The sequence below is a fragment of the Micromonospora sp. BQ11 genome, from assembly GCF_052068135.1.
Classification (GTDB): Bacteria; Actinomycetota; Actinomycetes; order Mycobacteriales; family Micromonosporaceae; genus Micromonospora.
This window is the reverse complement of record NZ_JBQHDB010000005.1, coordinates 392,238-413,442: the sequence shown is the minus strand read 5'-3', so window position 1 is coordinate 413,442 and position 21,205 is coordinate 392,238. Positions and strand designations below refer to the sequence as shown.

The window sequence follows — 21,205 nt, the reverse complement described above, 5'->3', positions numbered from 1 at the left end:
GCATGGCGATCTCCGACCCGCGACTGCGGGCCGAGCCCGGTTCGTTCCGCGACCCGGCCAACCGGGTCTTCCACCTCGGTGACGACGTGCTCCGCGGGCTCGACGAGGAGGCGGCCGTGCAGTGGCGGGCCCTCGCCGCGAGCGGGTTCTTCCCGTCGCTGGTGGCCGCCGGCAAGGTGTGCGGCACCGAGCAGGTCGAGCCGGCGCCGCTTCCGCACGGCTGGGCGGCGGTGCTGCGCCACGAGCGGATCCCCTTCGTCTCCCACCCCTACGAGTGGTCCTTCGCCATGCTGCGCGACGCCGCGCTGCTGCACCTGGAGATCCTGCGCGCCGCCCTGCCCGAGGGGTTCACCACCAAGGACGGGTCCGCGTACAACCTCCAGTGGCGCGGCGCGGAGCCGGTCTTCATCGACGTCGGCTCCTTCACGCCGGCCCGCGACGGCGAACCGTGGGCCGGCTACCGGCAGTTCTGCCAGACCCTGCTGTACCCGCTGCTGCTCGGCGCCCACCTCGGACTGGACTTCCAGCCCTGGCTGCGGGCCCGGGTCGACGGCATCGAGCCGGAACAGATGCGCCCCCTCTTCGGCGGCACCCGGCGACTGCTGCCGGGGGTGCTCACCCACGTCCACCTGCACGGCGCCATGCAGCGGCGCAACGCCGACGCGAGCACCGCCGAGGTGCGCTCCCAGCTGCGCGCCGCCGGCTACTCCCGCGAGCTGGCCCTGGCCACCGTACGCGGCATCGAGAAGCTGGTCCGCCGCCTGGACCGTCGGGGCGCGGCCAGCCACTGGGTGGACTACCAGCGCACCTGTGGCTACACGGCCGACGACCGGGCGGCCAAGGAACGCTTCGTCGCCGAGGCGCTGACGGCCGGTCCCCGCGCCCGCCTGGTGCTCGACCTGGGTGCCAACGACGGCCGGTACGCGCGTCTGGCCGCGCGGCACGCCGACCACGTCGTCGCGGTCGAGCAGGACCCGACGGTGGTCGACGAGTTGTACCGGACGCTGCGCGCGCAGGGGGAGCGGCGCATCCTGCCGCTGGTCATGGACCTCGCCGACCCGTCCCCCGGCGGGGGCTGGCGGGGCGTCGAGCGGGCCTCGTTCGCCGACCGCGCCCACGCCGACGTGGTACTCGCCCTGGCGGTCGTGCACCACCTGGCGATCGGCCGCAACGTGCCACTGCCCGAGGTGGTCGACGGGCTCGTCGCGCTCGCCGCACCCGGAGCCCGGCTCGTGGCGGAGTTCGTCCACCCGGAGGACCCGATGGCCCGGCGGCTGCTGGCCAACAAACCCGACGGACTCTTCCCCGACTACCGGCGGGACGCGTTCGAGCGGTCCCTCGCCGGTCGCTGCCGGATCACGCGCCGGCTCGACCTGCCCTCGGGCACCCGCACGCTTTACGAGGCGGTCGTGGGTGACTGAGCCGGCAACACCGGCTCTCCCCGACCGGTCACCGCCCGGCGGAGCCGACGGCGACACTGCGGGCGGCACGACGGGGAGGTCCGGTCGACCCGGGCGCGGCTGGCGGCGGGAGCTCGGCCGGCTGGCCGAGGTGGCCGGCCTGCTCGGGCTCGTGGTCACCCAGCCGGTGCTGGACGTGCTCGGCCGCAGCCCCGACTTCTTCCTGTTCCACCGGGCCGACCCGGGCGAGATCCTGCTGCTGCTCGCCCTCGTCGCGCTCCTACCGACGCTCGCGGTCGGACTGCTCGGCGCACTGTCCCGGCTGGCCGGCCCGGCCGCCCGCGCGGTGACGCACACCGTGGTCGTGGGACTGCTGCTGGCCGCCGCCGCGATCCAGGTCGGCCGACACGTCACTCCGCTGCGAGGCGTACCGCTGCTCCTGCTGGCGGCGGTGGTGGGCGTCGCCGGCGCGGCCGCCCACCGGCGGTGGCGCGCACCCGGCCACGTGCTGCGGCTGGCCGGCGCGGGCCCGCTGGTCTTCGTGGCGCTGTTCCTCTTCGCCTCGCCGACCTCGGCGGTGGTGCTGCCGCGCGGCGAGGGCGGCGCCGCCGGTACGGCTCAGAGCGACGTCCACCCGCCGGTGGTGATGCTGATCCTCGACGAGCTGCCGCTGGTGTCCCTGCTCGGCCCGGACGGGCGCGTCGACGCCGCCCGGTTCCCGCACTTCGCGGAACTCGCCGGCGGCTCGACCTGGTACCGCAACGCGACCGGCGTCAGCGGGTGGACCCCCTACGCGCTGCCGGCGATGCTGACCGGCCGGTATCCGGCCCAGGGCGTCGCGCCGCACTACGCGCAGTACCCGGACAACCTCTTCACCGCCTTCGGCGGCCTCTACGACATTCGGGCCGAGGAGAGCATCACCCGGCTCTGCCCGCCCAGCCGCTGCGAGACACCGGTCAGTCCGGAGCAGGGGCTCGGCGTGCTGGTCCGGGAGACCGGGACGCTGCTGCGCCGGATCGCCGCACCCGTCGACAGCCGGGTCGACCCGGAGGACTCCTACCGGGAGCGGACCCGGGCCGAGGCGGGCGTCAACGCCGCCGAACCGGTGCCGGCCGACCCGACGTTCCGCTGGGACAACCTCGACGACAACCAGCCGGCCCGCTTCACCAGCTTCCTGGCGGGGCTGCGGCCCACCCCCCGGCCCGCCCTGCACTTCCTGCACCTGCTCATGCCCCACTCGCCGTGGTCGTTCCTGCCGTCGGGCGCGCGGTACGACGCGCCGGAGGACCTGCCCAACGACGGCGCCGGCGGCTGGACGGAGCTGGCCCGGCAGCGCCACCTCGCGCAGCTCGGGTACACCGACCGGCTGATCGGCGAGACGCTGCGGACCCTGCGCGCCACCGGCCTCTACGACCGGGCACTGGTGGTGGTGACCGCCGACCACGGGGTGAGCTTCACCCCCGGCGCCCAGGGGCGGGGCATGGACGCGATCCGGGCCGCCGCCGACGAGGTCGCCTGGGTGCCACTGTTCGTCAAGAGCCCCGGACAGCGCGCCGGCCGCGTCGACGACCGGAACTGGCAGCACGTGGACCTGCTGCCGACCGTCGCCGACGAGGCCGGGATCCGGCTGCCGTGGCGGGTCGACGGGCGGTCCGCGCGGGAGCGCCCGCGTACCGACCCGGGCAAGGTCTTCTACGACCGTCCCGCCCAGCCGACCCCGATCACCGGCGGCGTGCCCGGCCCGCTCCCGCCGCCCACGCCGCACCCCCTGGTCGGCACCACCGTCGGTGACCGACCCGGCGGCGGTACCGCCGAGGTGGCCCGGCTCGGCGCGTTCCGTGCCGTGGACCCCGACGCCGGCGAGCTGCCCGCACTCGTCTGGGGCGACGTGCCGGACGACGTACCCGACGGAACGCCCCTCGCGCTCGCCGTCAACGGCCGCATCGGGGCGGTCGTGCCGGTGGTGCCGCGCGACACCGGAGGCCGCCGCTTCGCGGCGCTGCTCGCCGACGACCGGCTCTACCAGGCCGGCGCGAACCGCCTCGACGTCTACCGCGTCGCCCCCGACAACTCCCTGCGCCGCCTCACCCTGTCAGCGATGTAAGGAGTGGTAAGGAAGGGCCCCCGCTTAACGTCTGCGGTAGAGGAAGGGCCCCCGCTTAACACCGCTGCCAGCTCTTGATCGACCTCGCGCACCGGCCGCCAACCCCGACCGGTACCGTTCCCATGCCTCACGCCCGCCGCGCTCCGGCAGGCGGCGTACCCGGAACCGAGGGGGTTTCCCGGCCGGCAGGTCGGGAATCGGGTGATGCATACCTCACCGCCGAACCACGGCGGGCGGTATCCCCGAGACCCCGATTACGGTAAAAGCGAAGGCAATTCAACGAAGATCTGCCGGCGAAGCGAGGAACCACATGACGGAAGTCAAGCTCGATCACCCCGGTGGGCAGCTTTCGATGCCGGTGCACAACGCGGTCGAGGGCCCCGCCGGCATCGGCGTGAGCAAGCTGCTGAAGGAAACCGGGATGACCACCTACGATCCCGGTTTCGTGAACACCGCGGCGTGCTCCTCCGCGATCACGTACATCGACGGTGACGCGGGGATCCTGCGCTACCGCGGGTACCCGATCGAGCAGCTGGCCGGGAAGTCCTCCTTCCTGGAGGTCTCCTACCTGCTCATCTACGGCGAGCTGCCCACCCAGCAGCAGCTCACCGAGTTCACCGAGTGGATCCGTCGGCACTCTCTGCTGCACGAGGAGATGCGCCGCTTCTTCGACGGCTTCCCCCGGGACGCGCACCCCATGGCGGTGCTCTCGTCGGCGGTCAGCGCCCTGTCGACCTTCTACCAGGACAGCCTGGACCCGTTCGACTCCGAGCACGTGGAGATCTCCACGGTGCGGCTGATGGCGAAGGTCCCGACCATCGCCTCGTACGCGTACAAGAAGTCGATCGGGCAGCCGCTGCTCTACCCGGACAACTCGCTGGGGTACGTCGACAACCTGCTGCGGATGACCTTCGGCGTCCCGGCGGAGCCGTACGAGGTCGACCCGGTGATGTCGAAGGTGCTGGACATGCTCTTCGTCCTGCACGCCGACCACGAGCAGAACTGCTCCACCTCGACCGTCCGGCTGGTCGGCTCCAGCAACGCCAACCTCTTCGCCTCGGTCTCGGCCGGCGTGAACGCGCTGTTCGGCCCGCTGCACGGCGGCGCCAACCAGGCCGTGCTGGAGATGCTCCAGAAGATCCACGCCGAGGGCGACGACGTCCGTTCCTTCGTCCGCAAGGTCAAGGACAAGCAGGACGGCGTCAAGCTGATGGGCTTCGGCCACCGGGTCTACAAGAACTACGACCCGCGCGCCGCGATCGTGAAGAAGGCCGCCCAGGACGTGCTCGGCCGGATGGCCAAGCCGGACCCGCTGCTGGACATCGCGATGGAGTTGGAGGAGATCGCGCTCGCCGACGACTTCTTCGTCACCCGCCGGCTCTACCCGAACGTGGACTTCTACACCGGCCTGATCTACAAGGCCATGGGCTTCCCGACCAAGATGTTCACGGTGCTGTTCGCGCTGGGCCGGCTCCCCGGCTGGATCGCCCAGTGGCGCGAGATGATCAACGACCCGGAGACCAAGATCGGCCGTCCGCGGCAGGTCTACGTCGGCTCCCCCGAGCGGGCGTACGTCCCGGTCGACGAGCGCTGAGGTGTAAGGAAGGGCCCCTCCTTAACGCCTGCGGTAGAGGAAGGGCCCCTTCTTAACATCAGGAGCCAACACGAAGGCCGCCGACCATCGGGTCGGCGCCCTTCGTCGTGTGCACCTGCCGGCGCCTGTTAAGCGGGGGCCCTTCCTCGACACGAGGCGTTAAGAAGGGGCCCTTCCTTACACCCTCAGCGGAGGCCGGCGGCGGCGAGCAGGTTGCCTTCGGGGAGGGTGGGCAGCGCCCGGCCGTGGGCCATCCGCTGGGCGCCGCGCTCGGTGGCGAACTGCGGGGACTGGGTGATGGCCGCCGCGTAGGTGGCGGCGGTGCGGCTGGCGATCGCCGACCAGCCGTACTTCTCGTGGACCATCGCGCGGGCGCGGCGGGCGAGCCGGCGGGCCTGCTCGCGGTCGGACAGGAGGGCGTGCACGGCCTCGCTGAGCCCGTCGGGGTCCTGCGGCCGGAAGGTCACCCCGGTGACGCCCGGCTCGACGATCTCGGCGAGGCCACCGGTGGCGGAGACGGCCAGGGGAGCGCCGGCCGCGGCGCCCTCCAGGGCCACCATGCCGAACGGCTCGTAGATGCTGGGCACCGCGAAGCAGTCCGACGCCGCCATGACGGCCGGCAGGTCGGTGCCGCCGAGGAAGCCGGGGAGGCTGACGGTGTCGCCGAGCCCGAGGCGGTGCACCTCGGCCTCCAATTCGGCGCGGTACGGGCCGTCGCCGACGATCACGGCCCGCAGCCCGGGGTGCTGCTCGCGCAGCCGGGGCAGACCGGCGATGAGGTGCTGGACGCCCTTCTCGTAGACCAGCCGACCGGCGAAGGTGACCAGCGGACCGTCACCGGCGAACCGCTCGCGGGCCCGCAGCACCGCCCGCGTGGAGACCTTCCAGCGGTGCGGCTCGACCCCGTTGGGGACCACGTCGACCCGGGAGCCGGGTACGCCGAACAGCCCGGTCACCTCGTTGCGCATGTAGCCGGAGCAGACGATGACCCGGCCCGACTCGGTCGACAGCCACTGCTCGACGCCGTGGATGGTGCGGTTCATCTCCTCGGGGAGCCAGCCCTGGTGGCGGCCCGCCTCGGTGGCGTGGATGGTGCTGACCAGCGGGATGTCCAGGTGCTCGCGCAGGGTCATCGCGGTGTGCGCGACCAGCCAGTCGTGGGCGTGGATGACGTCGTACGACTGGGACTCGGTGGCGCGCAGGGCGGCGCGGGTCAGCGTGTGGTTGAACGCCATGGTCCAGGCCAGCAGCGACGAGGTGGCCAGTGGGAAGGTGACCGGGTCCTCGGCGGCGCGGACGATCCGGACCCCGTCGGCGTACTCCTCCAGGGCGGCGCCGTCGACGTGCCGGGTGACGACGGTGACCTCGTGGCCGGCGGCGGCCAGCGCCACGGACAGGGCGTGCACGTGCCGGCCGAGCCCACCGACGAGTACCGGCGGGTATTCCCAGGACAGCATCAGGATGCGGCGGGGCTGCGGGGCGACACCGGACCCGGACGCCACCGGGGTCTGCGGCCGGGAGGTAAGGGTGGGCCGGTGCTTGCGGCCCGCGGCGGTGGTGGGCGGTACGTCGACCCGCAGGGTCGTCACATCAGTCTCCGTCCATGCATGGTGAATCGCGCCGGCGCCGTCGACGGCAGAAGAGGGTGCGTGGGGTGGCCGAAGGCCGAGTGGCGACGCGTGGGCGCGTCCCGCGCACAAGCAAAGGCCATCCCGCGCGATCCCGCACCTCGAAAGGGGTCAACGTGACGGACGACACCTAAAGGTTTACCACGCATCAGGCGGGTGGATTACGGATATCGGCCGAACGGATGGATTCGTGTTCGAGACTGTGGGGCAATAAGGCGCCTGCGCGCCGCCGGTCCCCACCGTGTGGTGCGCTCATGGTGCGGTGTGCGCTCATGATCGTGGGACTGAGGAGCGACATGCAGGTCTGGCCGGGTGAGCGTTACCCCCTGGGGGCCACCTACGACGGGATGGGCACCAACTTCGCGATCTTCTCGGAGGTGGCCGAGTCCATCGAGCTGTGCCTGTTCGACGAGTGGGACACCGGGGTCGAGCGGCGGGTCCCGCTGCGCGAGGTCGACGCGTACGTCTGGCACGCCTACATCCCGGGCATCGAGCCGGGCCAGCGGTACGGCTACCGCGTGCACGGCCCGTACGACCCCGCCAACGGCCTGCGGTGCAACCCGAACAAGCTGCTCATCGACCCGTACGCGAAGGCGATCGACGGGGACGTCGAGTGGGATCCGGCGGTCTACGACTACCAGCTGGGCGACCCGGACACGCGCAACGACACCGACTCGGCGCCCTACATGCCGAAGTCCGTGGTGGTGAACCCGTACTTCGACTGGGGCAACGACAAGCCGCCCCGCATCCCGTACCACCACTCCGTCATCTACGAGGCCCACGTGCGGGGCCTGACCATGCGGCTCCCGGACATCCCGGACGAGCTGCGCGGCACGTACGCGGGCATCGCCTCGCCGCCGATGATCGAGCACCTGCAGACGCTCGGCGTGACCGCCATCGAGCTGATGCCGGTGCACCAGTTCGTGCACGACCACCGCCTGGCCGACCTGGGCCTGCGCAACTACTGGGGCTACAACACCATCGGCTTCTTCGCCCCGCACCACGGCTACTCCGCGCTCGGTCGTCTGGGCCAGCAGGTGCAGGAGTTCCGGGGCATGGTCAAGGCGCTGCACGCCGCCGGCATCGAGGTCATCCTCGACGTGGTCTACAACCACACCGCCGAGGGCAACCACCTCGGCCCGACGCTGAGCTTCAAGGGCGTCGACAACCACAGCTACTACCGCCTCTCGGAGGAGAACCGGCGGTACTACGTCGACTACACCGGCACCGGCAACAGCCTCAACGTCCGCAGCCCGCACTCGCTCCAGCTGATCATGGACTCGCTGCGGTACTGGGTGACCGAGATGCACGTCGACGGCTTCCGGTTCGACCTCGCCGCCACCCTGGCCCGCGAGTTCTACGAGGTGGACCGGCTCTCCACGTTCTTCGAGGTGGTGCAGCAGGACCCGGTGGTCAGCCAGGTCAAGCTCATCGCCGAGCCGTGGGACGTCGGTCCCGGCGGCTACCAGGTCGGCAACTTCCCGCCGGTGTGGACCGAGTGGAACGGCAAGTACCGCGACACCGTCCGCGACTTCTGGCGCGGTGAGCCGGCGACGCTGGCCGAGTTCGCCTCCCGGATCACCGGGTCCGCCGACCTCTACCAGGACGACGGGCGCCGCCCCTTCCACAGCATCAACTTCGTCACCTGCCACGACGGGTTCACCCTCAACGACCTGGTGTCGTACAACGACAAGCACAACGAGGCCAACGGCGAGGAGAACCGGGACGGGGAGAGCCACAACCGGTCCTGGAACTGCGGCGTCGAGGGCGAGACCGACGACGCGGGCGTGCTCGCCCTGCGGGCCCGGCAGCGGCGCAACTTCCTGGCCACGCTGATGCTCTCCCAGGGCGTGCCGATGATCGGGCACGGCGACGAGCTGGGCCGCACCCAGCGCGGCAACAACAACGCGTACTGCCAGGACAGCGAGCTGGCCTGGATCGACTGGGACGACCTGGACACCGACCTGCTGGACTTCACCCGGCGGCTGGTCGCCTTCCGCCGCCGGCACCAGGTGTTCCGTCGCCGCCGGTTCTTCACCGGCCTGACCGTCCGCGGCCCCGAGGTCGACGAGCCGCTGCCCGACCTGGCCTGGTACACCCCGGACGGCCGTCAGATGACCGGGGAGGACTGGGGCAACGACTTCGGCCGCTCGGTGGCGCTGTTCGTCAACGGCGAGGGCATCCGGGAGCGCGGCCAGTACGGCCAGCGCCACCACGACGACTCCTTCCTGCTCTGCTTCAACGCCCACGACGCGCCGCTGGACTTCACGCTGCCGCCGGTCGAGTTCGGCCAGCGGTGGGAGCTGGTGATCAGCACCGCCGACCCGGATCCGGAGAAGACGACGGTGGTCGAGGCGGGTGGTGCGCTCACCGTTCCCGACCGCTCCCTGGTGGTCCTCGAGAGGACGGTCTGAGCAATGCCCGACACCCCCCGCCCCACCCCCACGTCGACCTACCGCGTCCAGGTCCGCCCCGGCTTCGACCTCGACACCACCGCCGGGCTCGCCGACTACCTCGCCGACCTCGGTGTCACCCACCTCTACAGCGCGCCCCTGCTGACCCCCACCCCCGGCTCGGCGCACGGCTACGACGTCGTGGACCACCGCGCGGTCAACCCGGAGGTCGGCGGCGAGGCCGGCCGGCAGCGCCTCCTGCGGGCGCTGCGCGCCGCCGGGCTGGGCCTGGTCGTGGACATCGTGCCCAACCACGCCGGGGTGGCCCAGCCGGCCGCCAACCCGGCCTGGTGGGACGTGCTGCGCCGGGGACGCGACTCGGCGTACGCCCGGTGGTTCGACATCGACTGGGACCGGGGCCGGCTGCTGCTCCCGATCCTGGCCGACGCGCCGGAGGCCCTCGACGACCTCAAGGTCGTCGAGGGGGAGCTGCGGTACCACGAGCACCGCTTCCCGATCGCCGACGGCACCGGCGAGGGCAGCCCGCGTGAGGTGCACGACCGGCAGCACTACGAGCTGGTGTCCTGGCGGCGCGGCGACGCCGAGCTGACGTACCGCCGCTTCTTCGCCGTCTCGGACCTGGCCGGCCTGCGGGTGGAGGACCCGGAGGTCTTCGCCGCCACCCACGAGCTGGTCCTGGCCTGGGCGAAGGCCGGGGAGATCGACGGCATCCGCGTCGACCACCCCGACGGGCTGCGCGACCCCGCCGGCTACCTGGCGCGGCTGCGCGCCGCCGCGCCGCAGGCGTGGCTGGTCGTGGAGAAGATCCTGGAGTACGGGGAGGAGCTGCCGGACTGGCCGGTCGACGGCACGACGGGGTACGAGGCGCTGTCGGCGGTGTGCGGCCTGTTCGTGGACCCCGACGCGGAGTCGGACTTTACCGCCCTGGACGCCCGGATCACCGGCCGGCACACCTCCTGGGAGGACCTGACCCACACCACGAAGCTGGAGGCCGCCACCCGACTGCTGTCGGCCGAACTGACCCGCCTCGCCGCGCTGGCGCCGGACGTGGACCGGGACGCGGCCCGTGCGGCGCTGGCCGAGCTGGCCGCGGCGTTCGCCGTCTACCGCGGCTATCCGCCCGAGGGCGCCCGGCACCTCGCCGCCGCCCGCTCCGAGGCCGGCCGCCGCCGCCCGGACCTGACCGGCGCACTGGACGCGATCACCCGCCGGCTGCGCGACCCGGACGACGAGCTGGCCAAGCGCTTCCCGCAGTTCACCGGCGCGGTGATGGCCAAGGGGGTGGAGGACACCGCCTTCTACCGGTGGAGCCGCTTCATCGCGCTCAACGAGGTGGGCGGCAGCCCCGCCCACTTCGGCACCGCGCCGGCGGAGTTCCACCGCTTCGCCGGCGCCCGGCACCGGCGCTGGCCGGCGGCCATGACCACGCTCTCGACCCACGACACGAAGCGCGGCGAGGACGTCCGGGCCCGGCTCGCCGTGCTCAGCGAGTTGCCGGGCCGTTGGGCCGAGCAGGTCGGTCGGTGGATGGGGCGGGTCACCCTGCCCGACCCGGCCTTCGCCCACCTGCTGTGGCAGACCGCCGTCGGCGCCTGGCCCGTCGAGCGCGAGCGCCTGCACGCGTACGCGGAGAAGGCCGCCCGGGAGGCGTCGGTCTCCACCAGTTGGGCCGATCCGGACCCGGCCTTCGAAGACGCGATGCACGCGATGGTCGACGCGATGTACGACGAGCCCGAACTGCACGCCGAGCTGACCGCGTTCGCCGACGAGATCGCCCCGGCCGGCTGGTCGAACTCGCTGGGGCAGAAGCTGGTGCAGTTGGCGATGCCCGGCGTGCCGGACACGTACCAGGGCACCGAGCTGTGGGACAACTCCCTGGTCGACCCGGACAACCGCCGGCCGGTCGACTTCGCCGTACGCCGGGATCTGCTGGCCGGTCTCGACGGCGGCCGGCGGCCGGCGGTCGACGCCGGCGGGGCGGCCAAGCTGCTCGTCGTGTCGCGGACGCTGCGGCTGCGCCGTGACCACCCGGAGCTGTTCACCACCTACCGGCCGATGCCCGTGCACGGCCCGGCGTCCCGGCACGCGGTGGCCTTCGACCGGGGCGGCGCGATCGCCGTCGCCACCCGCCTGCCGCTGACCCTGGCCCGCTCCGGCGGCTGGGGTCACACGATCGTGTCATTTCCGGTTAACACGGTTACCGACGTGTTCACCGGGCAGGTCTACAGTGGTGGTGAGACTTCTCTGGCCGAACTGCTGGCCACCTATCCCGTCGCGCTGCTGGCTCCCCTCACCGAGTCCGTGGAGGCCGCCTCATGACCGAATTCGCGGTGTGGGCGCCGGACGCCGCCCGGGTCCGCCTGCGCCTGCCCGACGCCGACGACCACGACATGCGGGCCCACCCTGACGGCTGGTGGCGGGTCGACGTGCCCGACGCCGGCCCCGACTACTCCTTCCTGCTGGGTGACGACGAGACGCCGCTGCCCGACCCCCGGTCGCGGTGGCAGCCGCACGGGGTGCACGGGCCGAGCCGGCTCTACGACCACGCGGCCTTCGCGTGGACCGACCAGGGGTGGACCGGCCGGCAGCTGCCCGGCAGTGTCCTGTACGAGCTGCACATCGGCACGTTCACGCCGGAGGGCACCTTCGACGCGGCGATCGGCCGCCTCGACCACCTGGTCGACCTCGGCGTCGACATGATCGAGCTGCTGCCGGTCAACGCCTTCAACGGCGAGTACAACTGGGGCTACGACGGCGTCTGCTGGTACGCCCCGCACGAGCCCTACGGCGGCCCGGACGGGCTCAAACGACTGATCGACGCCGCCCACGCCAAGGGGCTGGGGGTGATCCTCGACGTCGTCTACAACCATTTCGGGCCCTCCGGGGCCTACGCGCCGATGTTCGCGCCGTACCTCACCGAGCAGTCCAACACGTGGGGCCGCACGGTCAACCTGGACGGTCCGCACTCCGACGGCGTACGCCGCTACATCGTCGACAGCGTGCTGATGTGGCTGCGCGACTACCACGTCGACGGGCTGCGGCTGGACGCCGTGCACGCCATGCCCGACTCCCGTGCGACGCACCTGCTGGAGGAGATCGCGGTCGAGGTGGAGTCGCTGTCGACGCACCTGGGTCGGCCGCTGTCGCTGATCGCCGAGTCCGACCTGAACGACCCCCGGTTGATCACCCCGCGCGAGGCCGGTGGGTACGGGCTGCACGCCCAGTGGAACGACGACGCCCACCACGCGCTGCACACGCTGCTGACGGGGGAGCGGCAGGGCTACTACGGGGACTTCGGGTCGCTGGAGGCGCTGACCGATGTGCTGACCGGCGGCTTCCTCCACGCCGGGACCTGGTCGTCGTTCCGGCAGCGGCATCACGGGCGGCCGGTGGACCGGCAGCGGCTTCCGGGGCACCGGCTGGTGGCGTACCTGCAGAACCACGACCAGATCGGCAACCGGGCGGTTGGCGACCGCCTCTCGGCGTCGCTGTCGCCCGCGTTGCTGCGGGTGGGCGCGACGCTGCTGATGACGGCGCCGTTCACGCCGATGCTGTTCATGGGGGAGGAGTGGGCGGCGTCCACGCCGTGGCAGTTCTTCACCTCGCATCCGGAGCCGGAGCTGGCCGTCGCCGTGGCGACCGGGCGCAAGCGGGAGTTCGCCGCGCACGGATGGGGCGCGGACGAGGTCCCGGACCCGCAGGATCCGCAGACGTTCGTACGGTCGCGGCTGGACTGGGCGGAGCTGAACAAGCCCGAGCACCGCGAGATGTACGACTTCTACCGGCGGTTGATCGCGCTGCGGAAGGCGCGGGCCGACCTGTCCGATCCGCGGTTGTCGGCGGTGGACGTGCGGCACGGGGACCAGTTCCTGGTGATGCGGCGGGGGGAGTGCCTCGTCGTGGCGAACCTGGCCGGTCGGGCGCAGGGGATCTCGCTGCCGGGGGTGGTGCGGCGGGTGCTGCTGGCCACCGGCGAGGGGGTCACCGTGATGCGGGACCGGATCCAGTTGCCGGCGGAGACGGCGGCGATCGTCGCGCTCTGAGGACGGCGCGCTGGCTCGGCCTTGATCGACTCGCTGTCGGTGACATCGGGGTGTCCGACCGAGTCGGATGCCCCGATGTCCGTGACATCGAGTGGATCTCGGCGCCGGACCGATGAGTTCACCGCTGCGGTGACGTCTGTCCCGGTGTCTGCACGCCGACCCGTGGAGGGCCCCATGTCCGACGTCCTGTCTCGCGAGGCCCTGTGGGCCGCCACCCACGCCGAGCGCGCCGCCCTCGCCGACGACCTCGCTTCGCTGGATGCGACGCAGTGGGCGCAGCAGTCGCTGTGCGGTCGGTGGACGGTGGAGGAGGTCGTCGCCCACCTGACGGCAGCGGCGAGCGTCGGTCGGCTGCGCTGGTTGGCCAGTGCCCTGGCCGCCCGGTTCGACTTCGGGCTGCACAACGACAGGCGTCTCGCCGAGCGCCGAGGCGCCACCCCGGCCGAGACCCTGGAGCGGTTCCGCCGCATCATCACCAGCACGACGTCGACGTTCGGTCCGACCGAGGCATGGCTCGGTGAGGTGATCGTGCACGCGCAGGACATCCGGCGTCCGCTCGGCATCGCGCGCACGCCCGCGATCGAGTCCGTCACCCCCGTCGCCCGCTTCTACGCCCAGCGGGACTTCACCGTGGCCGGTCGCAGCGCCATCGACGGCCTGCGCGTCCAGGCGACCGACGGACCGTTCGCGACCGGCTCGGGTCCCCTCGCGAGCGGCACCACGCTCGCACTGGTCATGGTGATGGCCGGCCGGCATGCCTACTGCGGCGACCTCACCGGCCCCGGCGTGTCCACCCTGCGTGAGCGGTGTACCTCAGTCTGAGACTTGCTTGGTTACCGGTTCCCCAGGAAGGGTCGTGGCATGTCCAGCCACCGTCTCATGCGCATCCACAGCGCCGAGTTCCGGGCCATGGCCGAGAGGGTCCTGCGGGTCACCGAGCTCACCTCCCGCCTGAACGTCCTGCCCTTCGATGACGAAGCGGGCAAGGCGGCTCTGTTTGCACAGATCCTCGGCAAGCCACTGCCGGCGAGAGTGACGATCTATCCGCCCTTCTACACGGATCACGGCCTCCACCTCGACCTCGCCGAGCGTGTCTTCATCAACCAGAACTGCACGTTCCTGGACTACGCCGGTATCCGACTCGGCGAGCGCGTGATGGTCGGCCCGAAGGTCACCTTCATCACCAGCGGCCACCCGGTCGATCCTGCCGAGCGGCGGCTGTACCTCACGGGCGCGCCCATCGACGTGGCCGAGAACGTGTGGATCGGCGCCGGTGCCACGATCCTGCCGGGCGTCAGCATCGGCCGTGACGCGGTGATCGCCGCAGGCGCGGTCGTGGCCGACGACGTTCCGCCGGCCAGCCTGGTGACCGGCACCAAAGCAACGGTGCACCGACGGTGGTGAGGACCTGTCCTCCCGTCGCTCAACAGCGCGCCATGGCAGCATCTACCAGACGTCGCCCGACCTTGTAGCCGAACCGCCAGCGAGGTATACCGGGGCACGACGGTCCCGGGAAAGCATGGCAGCACCAACCCGTGGGGCGACGTTCTCGGGAAGACGCCGCTCGGCGTCCGGTGGCGAGAAGAAGGCGGCATCCTCCAGCTCGTGGCTGGACAGGTGAACGTCGTTGAGGTCGGTGACCTTTCCGCAGTCGAAGGTGAAACTGACGATGGCACGGGGACGTAGGCCAGCGGCAGGCGCCCAGTCGACGACGAGCAGCTCGCCCACCGCCAGAGTGACGCCCAGCTCCTCGGAGATTTCGCGGGCGCACGCGACGTGGGGATATTCGCCCTCGTCCACATAGCCTCCCGGGAATGCCCAATGATCGCGGTAGGTGGGCTTGACGAGCAGGATCTCGCCGGCCGGACCTGTGATGAAGGCAGCTGCGGCGGCGTAGAAGGAGGGCAGGTTGGCATACCAGATGGCAGGCTCCGTCCAGGTCACCTCGGTGACGCTAGCCGAGACGGTCCCGCTGTGGCCCCGCGTCAATTGGGCGTTGCGGAGGCGGACAGATGCAGCAGGAGTTCATTGACCTGAGGCATCGTGCGATGAGGGGTGAGGGTCGTAACGAGTTCGTGGATACGGTGTCTTACGCGGACGGAGTGGATGCCACGTACCGGGCCTAGGAGTTCATTGCCCCAGCCGCAGGCGGCATCGATGTCTCCGGTCAAGGCATGGGTGGTGGCGATGAGGGCGTGGTGCAGGACGCGGGTCCGGACGTTCTGGCTGCCGAGAGTGAGCGCGTCGGGTGCCCGTCTCAGGGCCTGCCGGTACAGGCGTAGGTCGCTCAGGCACTTCAGGGCAGTACCGGCCAGGTGCGCCGGACTGAAATAGTCGGCCCAGCGTGGGCTTGAGCCAGAATCTGCCCGGTCGAGGGCACGTTCGGCCTTGGTAAGCGCGGCCTGGCAGGCACGTTGCTCGCCCGATCGAGCGTATGCGCTGGCCGCCGTCGTGTAGAGCCGGGCGCGGACGGCGGCTGGGGCGCGGCCTGCGCCATCGATAGCAGCTTCGGCGAGACGGGCGGCGTCCCGGGCATGACCGAGGTAGACAGCCTGGGTGGCGAGATTGGCGAGCAGATGCGCACCGTACAGGCGGTCGTTGGCGGCTTTGGCCAGACAGCGCGACAGTCAGATGCTGTTGAGCAATGCCGTGGTCGCCCGCGTCGTAAGACATGAAGGCGAGTTGGCCGGAGAGTGTCGCGGTGGCCCGCATGAGGTCGCGACCCACTGTGTCGGTGTAGGTGCCGTGCAGCATGGGGACGACCTGCCGCACGAGGAAGTCGGCCATGAGCGTCCGAGTGCGTGGGGAGCCACCGCCATGACGTCGATCGAGATCGGTGAAGTGGTCGACGAGGGCGTACAGGGACTGGACGTCGACTAGCGTGACCTGCTGTCGACCAGTGTGGCTGACCGATTCGTCAGGGAGGTCGTACCGCCACCCGAACGCGGCTTGCAGAGCTTTGCCGCTGCTGAACGCCTCGTCGGACTGCCTATCGACCGGCTTGCTGAGCGTCGACCAGAGTGATTCGGCGGCATCGACCGCGTGGCCGGCGGAAGTGGGATAGCGGACCTCTCCGGTCAAGGGGCTGGCGGCGAATCCCAGCGCTGCGACGGCGACAGGACGACCGAGCTTGCGGGCGAGTACGTCGGCCATGGTGGCTTGGACATGCTCAGCGGGACGGCGACCCCGCAGCCACCAGTAGACGCTGGCGGCGTCATAGCGCCATCCGCCGTAGGCACGGCCGGCGAGGTTGAGCTGACGTGCGAAGGCAGCGTGGGCGTTGCCATAGCCGGCGTCGTACAGCAGGGATTCGAAGGCTGTGTTCGTGACCGGCCGCGCCATCGTGGGCCTCCAGCTATCAACTGGCTACTTGCAGTGATAATCCTATGGGCCTCGATGCTCACATGACCGAACGGCGCAACCCTGCGCAACCCCGGCACCGAGCAGCGCAACCGCGCGCATCGCTCGCCATCTGGTCGGCCGATCAGCAGTCGATTTGGCTGGCCGCAGGACTCCACGGGCGGTGGCGAGAGGAAATCAGACCTGCTGCCACGCCCAACGCTGACGGAGGTAGCGATGACAGGCGAAGATTCACCGAGCCGAGGCGAGCAGGTCGAGGCGGCTGAGCGGGAGGCCGCGAAACAGCGCCTCCTCGACCAGGCCGAGAAGGACCGCGTACCGACGGACGACCCGACGCGTGCGGTCCCGGACCGGCGGTGGAAGCGTGACCGGTGAGCTGCCGATCGGTCGCCGGGTGGCGCGCTGGCGGGTACGGCGGCGGATGACCCAGCAGATGCTCGCCGACCGGCTCGGCCGGTCGAAGTCCTGGGTGGACAAGGTCGAGCGGGGTGTCCGCACGCTGGACCGGTACCCGCTGATCCAGGAAATCGCCGAGGTGCTGCGTGTCGACCCGATGGCGCTGCTCGGCCCGCATCCCGCACCGGCCACCGAACAGGGGCTGGACGGCGTGGACGAGATCCGGGCCGCCCTCGCCCGCTACGACAACACCCCTCAGAAGCCGACAGGTGAGGTCAGGCGGCACGTCGAGTACGCCTGGTTGACCTACCAGCACGGGCACTACGCGCAGCTGGTGCGGGTGCTGCCGGGGCTGCTGGACACCGCGCACGGCACGGGGCCGGAGCTGCTGGTGCCGGCGTACCGGATCACCGCGTCGCTGCTGGTGAAGCTCGGCGAGGCCGATCTCGCGTGGCTCGCCGGCGACCGGGCGATGGGCGCGGCGGGCGGCGACCCGGTCCTGGCCGCGACGGCGGCCGTGCCGGTCGGGGCGGCGCTGCGCGCGTCGGGACGGCACCGGCTGGCCCTCGCCGCGACGTTGGCTGCCGCCAGCCGTGTCGGCCCGGGGGCCGTGCAGGGGACGCTGCTGCTCCAGGCCGCCCTGGCCGCCGCGGGCTGCGGCGACAGCAGCCGGGCGGGGGAGCTGACCGAGCAGGCCGCCGACATCGCCGCGCGGATCCGCGGCGGGGACGACCTGCACCGGACCGGCTTCGGTACGACCGCCGTCGAGCTGGCCCGGGTGGTGGCGGCGGTCGAGCTGGGGGACGTCGAGGAGGCGGTACGGCGGCACGCGGCGGCGGTGCGGCGGGACGGGTGGCGGCGGCTGCCGGCCGAACACCGGGCCGCGTACCTGGTGGACGTGGCGCGGGCGTACCTCCAGGTCGGTGACCTGCGTGGCGCGGCCCGGGCGCTGGTCGAGGCTGATGCCGTCGCGCCGGCCGAGGTCCGGTGCCGGCCGTCGGCGCGTACGGTGATCGCCGAGGTCGCCCGCGGCCACCCAGCGCCGGCCGGGGTGGCGCGGCTGGCCACGCTGGTCGGCCTGACCCGCTGACGTCTCGCCCGCCGCCGGCCGAGGCGGCGGTGCGCGCCGACTACGACGTCCAGTCGCGCCGGAGCAGGCCGTAGAGCACGAAGTCGGCGAAGCCGTCGCCGTCGTACTCGCGTTCCCGCTGGGTGCCCTCGTGCGTGAAGCCGCACGCCTCCGCGGTCCGCCGCATGGCGACGTTGCTGGCCAGCGTTTCCAGTTCCACGCGGCGCAGATTGCGGTTACGGAAGCCGTACCGGCAGAGCAGCCGGATCACCTCGGCCCCGTATCCCTGACCGCGCGCCTCGGGGACCAGCGCGATGCCGAGGTGGGCGTACCGGTTGAATGTGTTGATCCCCCAGAGCACGCCGCGACCCAGGAACGTGCTGTCGGCTACCGTCTCGGCCAGGAGCAGGACCGTCGACTGGCTGTCGGGCGGCTCGATGACCTGCCGCTCCAGCCAGGCCCGAAGCTGGCCGACGTGGCGCGGAACGAACGGCTCGCCGTCGGTGATCAGGTGCAGGTCGGGATCGCCCTTCAGGCGGAACAGGTTCGGCGCGTCGTCGGGCGTGGGCGGGCGCAGTCGGACCCGTTCGGTGGCGAACACGGCCCGACGCTAACAGACGACCTGCCGGCTTTGAGGCCGCCGGGAGCACGTGGCAGGCTCATGGTTCATGATCGATGACTTCGCGAAGTCGTATCTGCACACCGAGCTGCGGGAGGTTCGCGAGGCACTCCTCTGGAAGCTCGACGGGCTCGGCGAGTACGACGTACGCCGCCCCCTCACCGCGACCGGCACGAACCTGCTCGGCCTGGTCAAGCACCTGTCGGTGTGGGAGGCCCGGTACCTCGGCGAGGTCTTCGGACGGCCGTTCCCCGAACCGCTGGCCCCCTGGGACGACGCCGAGGCGCGCGGCACCGACATGTGGGCGACCGAGCACGAGACGCGCCAGGAGATCACCGGCCGATACCGTCGCGTGTGGGCCCACTCGGACGCGACGATCACCGCTCTGGCCGTCGACGCGCCGGGCCACGTGCCCTGGTGGCCGCGGCCGCAGGTCACGTTGTTCGCCGTCCTCGTCCACATCCTCAACGATTCGAGCCGGCACGCCGGTCACGCCGACATCCTGCGCGAACAGCTCGACGGCTCCACCGGGACCGCAGCCGGGTACGCCGACCAGCAGCGCGACGCGGCCTTCTGGGAGGCCAGACGTACAGAGATCGAGCGGGCCGCCAGGGCAGTCGGACCACGCCTGTCGGCCTGACCCGGTGACCGGCCTATTGCGTTGTCGTCCTGCTGTTCCGTCACTACCGTGCAGTGATGCGAACGCGAACGCTGACGGTGACCTACGATGCGCAGGACCCGGCTCGCCTGGCGCAGTTCTGGGCCGGCATGCTCGGGCGGGAGATCGTCGAGGACGCCGGTGGTGTGCTCCTGCCCGGCGACGACACCCAGGTCAGCCTCCGGTTCGCCCCCGGCGACGCGGAGATGGTGCGGCCGAACTACATGCACCTCCACCTGACCAGTGCCAGCCCGGACGACCAGCAGCACAGGGTGGCGACGGCTCTGCGGCTCGGCGGCGGCCACCTCGACGTCGGGCAGCGCCCCGAGGAGGGGCACATCGTCCTGGCCGACCCGGAGGGTTACGAGTTCTGCGTGACCGAGCCCGGCAACAACTACCTCGCCGGATGCGGCCTGCTCGGGGAGGTCGCCTGCGACGGCACCCGGCAGGTCGGTCTCTTCTGGAGGGAGGCGCTGGGCTGGCCGCTGGTGTGGGACCAGGACGAGGAGACCGCGATCCAGTCACCGCACGGCGGCACGAAGGTCGCCTGGGGAGGCCCGCCCGTGGCCCCGAAGACGGGCAGGAACCGGCAGCGCTTCGACCTCGCCGTGACCGGTGTCGACCTGCAGGCGGAGGTCGACCGGCTCGGCTCCCTCGGGGCCACCCGTCCGGAGATCGGCGCGGACGGCACGGTGATGCTGGCCGACCCCGACGGGAACGAGTTCTGCGTGCGGGAGACCGACCGGTAGGGGCGACCCGGCAGGAAGATGTCGGGATGGCGATATGACTGAGGGACATATTTATGCCTGACAGGCATATCGCGCGCGAGGGACATCGCGTTCGCCGCGTCGGCCTGGCGTCAGCGGCGCGTGGCGAGGACCACGCCGGTCAGGCAGAGCGCGCCGCCGAGCAGGGCCAGCGGTGCCGGTACCTCGTCCAGCAGCGTCCAGGACAGCAGGACGGTTACCGGCGGGACCAGGTAGGTCGCGGCGGTGGTGCGACCCGCGGTCCAGCGGGACAGCACGTAGCCCCAGGCGAGGAAGCCGATCGCCGTCGGGAACACGCCCAGGTACAGCATGCCGAGGGTGGACGACAGCGGCGCGGCGACGAGCTGCCCGAGGAGCGCGGGGGCGAACGGCAGCAGGGCCGCGGTCCCGGCCAGCGCACCGAGCCAGGTCATCGTCACGGCGTCCACCCGCGCCAGCAGGCGCTTCTGGAGCAGTACGCCGAAGGCGTACAGCAGGGCGGAGAGCACGGCGAGGCCAACCCCGACCTTGTCGGCGTGCCCGGTGAAGCCGCTGGCCGCGATCAGGGCGACACCGACGAAGGCGATCGCCACGCCGGTGCCGAGCCGGCCGGTGAGCCGCTCACCCAGGACGAGGACCGCGGCCACCGCGACGAGGATGGGCGCGACCGCCACCAGCAGTGCCGCCGTCCCGGCGTCGACCAGGCGCTCGGCGGCGTTGAGTGCCACGTTGTACCCGCCGAACCAGGCCACGCCCCAGAGCGCGACCAGCCCCAGGGTGCCGCCCCGGGGTAGGGCGGCACGCCGGTCCGGCCCCGGTGCGGTGGGCCGCGGTCGGTCGCGGCGCAGCCGGGCGGTGAACGCTACGAACACACTCAGCGCGACGGACGCCGCCACCATGCGGCCCAGCGCCATGGCGCCGGGGGAGTAGTCGTGCCCGGCGAAGCGGATGCCGACGAACGCCGACGCCCACAGGAGCACCGTGATCCCGGCGGCGGCGACCGTCGGCCCGGACCGGGTGTACGGCGCGCGGTCGCGGTCGCCCTCGGTGTCCTGCGGCCGGCTCGGGGCGGCGGTGAGCTGTGCAGACGTCATGGGGCGATTCTCGTGGGCACGATTGTTCAGCACCAGCGATTGTTTCTTCACAACGATTCAGTCTGGCTTTATCGTTGTGG

Annotated in this window: 16 protein-coding genes; 12 read left to right on the top strand and 4 right to left on the bottom strand. The window is 71.7% G+C overall.

Going from position 1 to position 21,205, the window contains the following annotated elements; all coding sequences use genetic code 11:
- Window positions 1–2: 2 nt before the first annotated feature.
- The 3 genes from ACTMSW_RS13960 to ACTMSW_RS13950 all read left to right on the top strand — a co-directional run bounded on the left by ACTMSW_RS13960 (window position 3) and on the right by ACTMSW_RS13950 (window position 5,098).
- The gene (locus ACTMSW_RS13960) at window positions 3–1,421 is read left to right on the top strand and encodes a class I SAM-dependent methyltransferase (protein WP_441181015.1); all 1,419 of its coding nucleotides are present in this window, start codon (window positions 3–5) and stop codon (window positions 1,419–1,421) included.
- On the top strand, window positions 1,414–3,504 hold the full coding sequence (locus ACTMSW_RS13955; RefSeq protein ID WP_441181014.1) for a sulfatase-like hydrolase/transferase: 2,091 nt from the start codon (window positions 1,414–1,416) through the stop codon (window positions 3,502–3,504). The genes ACTMSW_RS13960 and ACTMSW_RS13955 overlap by 8 nt, the downstream gene beginning before the upstream one ends.
- A gap of 310 nt (window positions 3,505–3,814) precedes the next feature.
- A complete protein-coding gene (locus ACTMSW_RS13950; RefSeq protein ID WP_441181013.1) occupies window positions 3,815–5,098 on the top strand; it encodes a citrate synthase in 1,284 nt (427 codons plus the stop codon).
- A 185-nt stretch (window positions 5,099–5,283) separates the two neighbouring features.
- Here the strand turns inward: ACTMSW_RS13950 and ACTMSW_RS13945 are convergent, their stop codons facing one another.
- Window positions 5,284–6,687 (bottom strand): glycosyltransferase family 4 protein, encoded by a 1,404-nt coding sequence (locus ACTMSW_RS13945; RefSeq protein WP_441181012.1) that lies wholly within the window; start codon window positions 6,685–6,687, stop codon window positions 5,284–5,286.
- Window positions 6,688–7,022: 335 nt separating this feature from the next.
- Between ACTMSW_RS13945 and glgX the strand changes: the two genes are divergently transcribed.
- The 5 genes from glgX to ACTMSW_RS13920 all read left to right on the top strand — a co-directional run bounded on the left by glgX (window position 7,023) and on the right by ACTMSW_RS13920 (window position 14,587).
- A complete protein-coding gene (gene glgX / locus ACTMSW_RS13940) occupies window positions 7,023–9,140 on the top strand; it encodes a glycogen debranching protein GlgX (RefSeq protein WP_441181011.1) in 2,118 nt (705 codons plus the stop codon).
- A gap of 3 nt (window positions 9,141–9,143) precedes the next feature.
- Window positions 9,144–11,459, top strand: coding sequence for a malto-oligosyltrehalose synthase (gene treY / locus ACTMSW_RS13935; RefSeq protein ID WP_441181010.1), 2,316 nt, complete (start codon window positions 9,144–9,146; stop codon window positions 11,457–11,459).
- Window positions 11,456–13,183 carry a malto-oligosyltrehalose trehalohydrolase gene (gene treZ, locus ACTMSW_RS13930; protein WP_441181009.1) on the top strand — a complete coding sequence of 576 codons (1,728 nt, stop codon included), beginning with the start codon at window positions 11,456–11,458 and terminating at the stop codon, window positions 13,181–13,183. Before treY ends, treZ begins: the two co-directional genes overlap by 4 nt.
- Before the next feature lie 174 nt (window positions 13,184–13,357).
- The gene (locus tag ACTMSW_RS13925; RefSeq protein WP_441181008.1) at window positions 13,358–14,005 is read left to right on the top strand and encodes a maleylpyruvate isomerase family mycothiol-dependent enzyme; all 648 of its coding nucleotides are present in this window, start codon (window positions 13,358–13,360) and stop codon (window positions 14,003–14,005) included.
- A gap of 39 nt (window positions 14,006–14,044) precedes the next feature.
- Window positions 14,045–14,587: a DapH/DapD/GlmU-related protein gene (locus ACTMSW_RS13920; RefSeq protein ID WP_441181007.1), complete on the top strand. Its 543-nt coding sequence runs from the start codon at window positions 14,045–14,047 to the stop codon at window positions 14,585–14,587.
- A gap of 42 nt (window positions 14,588–14,629) precedes the next feature.
- On the opposite strand, the gene ACTMSW_RS13915 is transcribed toward ACTMSW_RS13920, so the two are convergent.
- A complete protein-coding gene (locus ACTMSW_RS13915; protein WP_441181006.1) occupies window positions 14,630–15,127 on the bottom strand; it encodes an NUDIX domain-containing protein in 498 nt (165 codons plus the stop codon).
- A 1,632-nt stretch (window positions 15,128–16,759) separates the two neighbouring features.
- Here ACTMSW_RS13915 and ACTMSW_RS13910 point away from each other — a divergent pair.
- Complete coding sequence (locus ACTMSW_RS13910; protein ID WP_441181005.1) at window positions 16,760–16,918, top strand: hypothetical protein; 159 nt, start codon at window positions 16,760–16,762, stop codon at window positions 16,916–16,918.
- Complete coding sequence (locus ACTMSW_RS13905; protein WP_441181004.1) at window positions 16,908–18,029, top strand: helix-turn-helix domain-containing protein; 1,122 nt, start codon at window positions 16,908–16,910, stop codon at window positions 18,027–18,029. The genes ACTMSW_RS13910 and ACTMSW_RS13905 overlap by 11 nt, the downstream gene beginning before the upstream one ends.
- 40 nt (window positions 18,030–18,069) lie before the next feature.
- On the opposite strand, the gene ACTMSW_RS13900 is transcribed toward ACTMSW_RS13905, so the two are convergent.
- Window positions 18,070–18,609, bottom strand: a complete 540-nt coding sequence (locus ACTMSW_RS13900; protein ID WP_441181003.1) for a GNAT family N-acetyltransferase — start codon at window positions 18,607–18,609, stop codon at window positions 18,070–18,072.
- Between the two features lie 67 nt (window positions 18,610–18,676).
- On the opposite strand from ACTMSW_RS13900, the gene ACTMSW_RS13895 reads away from it, so the two are divergent.
- Both ACTMSW_RS13895 and ACTMSW_RS13890 read left to right on the top strand, forming a co-directional pair.
- The gene (locus ACTMSW_RS13895; RefSeq protein WP_441181002.1) at window positions 18,677–19,267 is read left to right on the top strand and encodes a DinB family protein; all 591 of its coding nucleotides are present in this window, start codon (window positions 18,677–18,679) and stop codon (window positions 19,265–19,267) included.
- A 56-nt stretch (window positions 19,268–19,323) separates the two neighbouring features.
- Window positions 19,324–20,034, top strand: a complete 711-nt coding sequence (locus ACTMSW_RS13890; RefSeq protein WP_441181001.1) for a VOC family protein — start codon at window positions 19,324–19,326, stop codon at window positions 20,032–20,034.
- Window positions 20,035–20,144: 110 nt separating this feature from the next.
- Here ACTMSW_RS13890 and ACTMSW_RS13885 read toward each other — a convergent pair whose 3' ends face one another.
- On the bottom strand, window positions 20,145–21,125 hold the full coding sequence (locus tag ACTMSW_RS13885; RefSeq protein WP_441181000.1) for a DMT family transporter: 981 nt from the start codon (window positions 21,123–21,125) through the stop codon (window positions 20,145–20,147).
- Window positions 21,126–21,205: the final 80 nt, after the last annotated feature.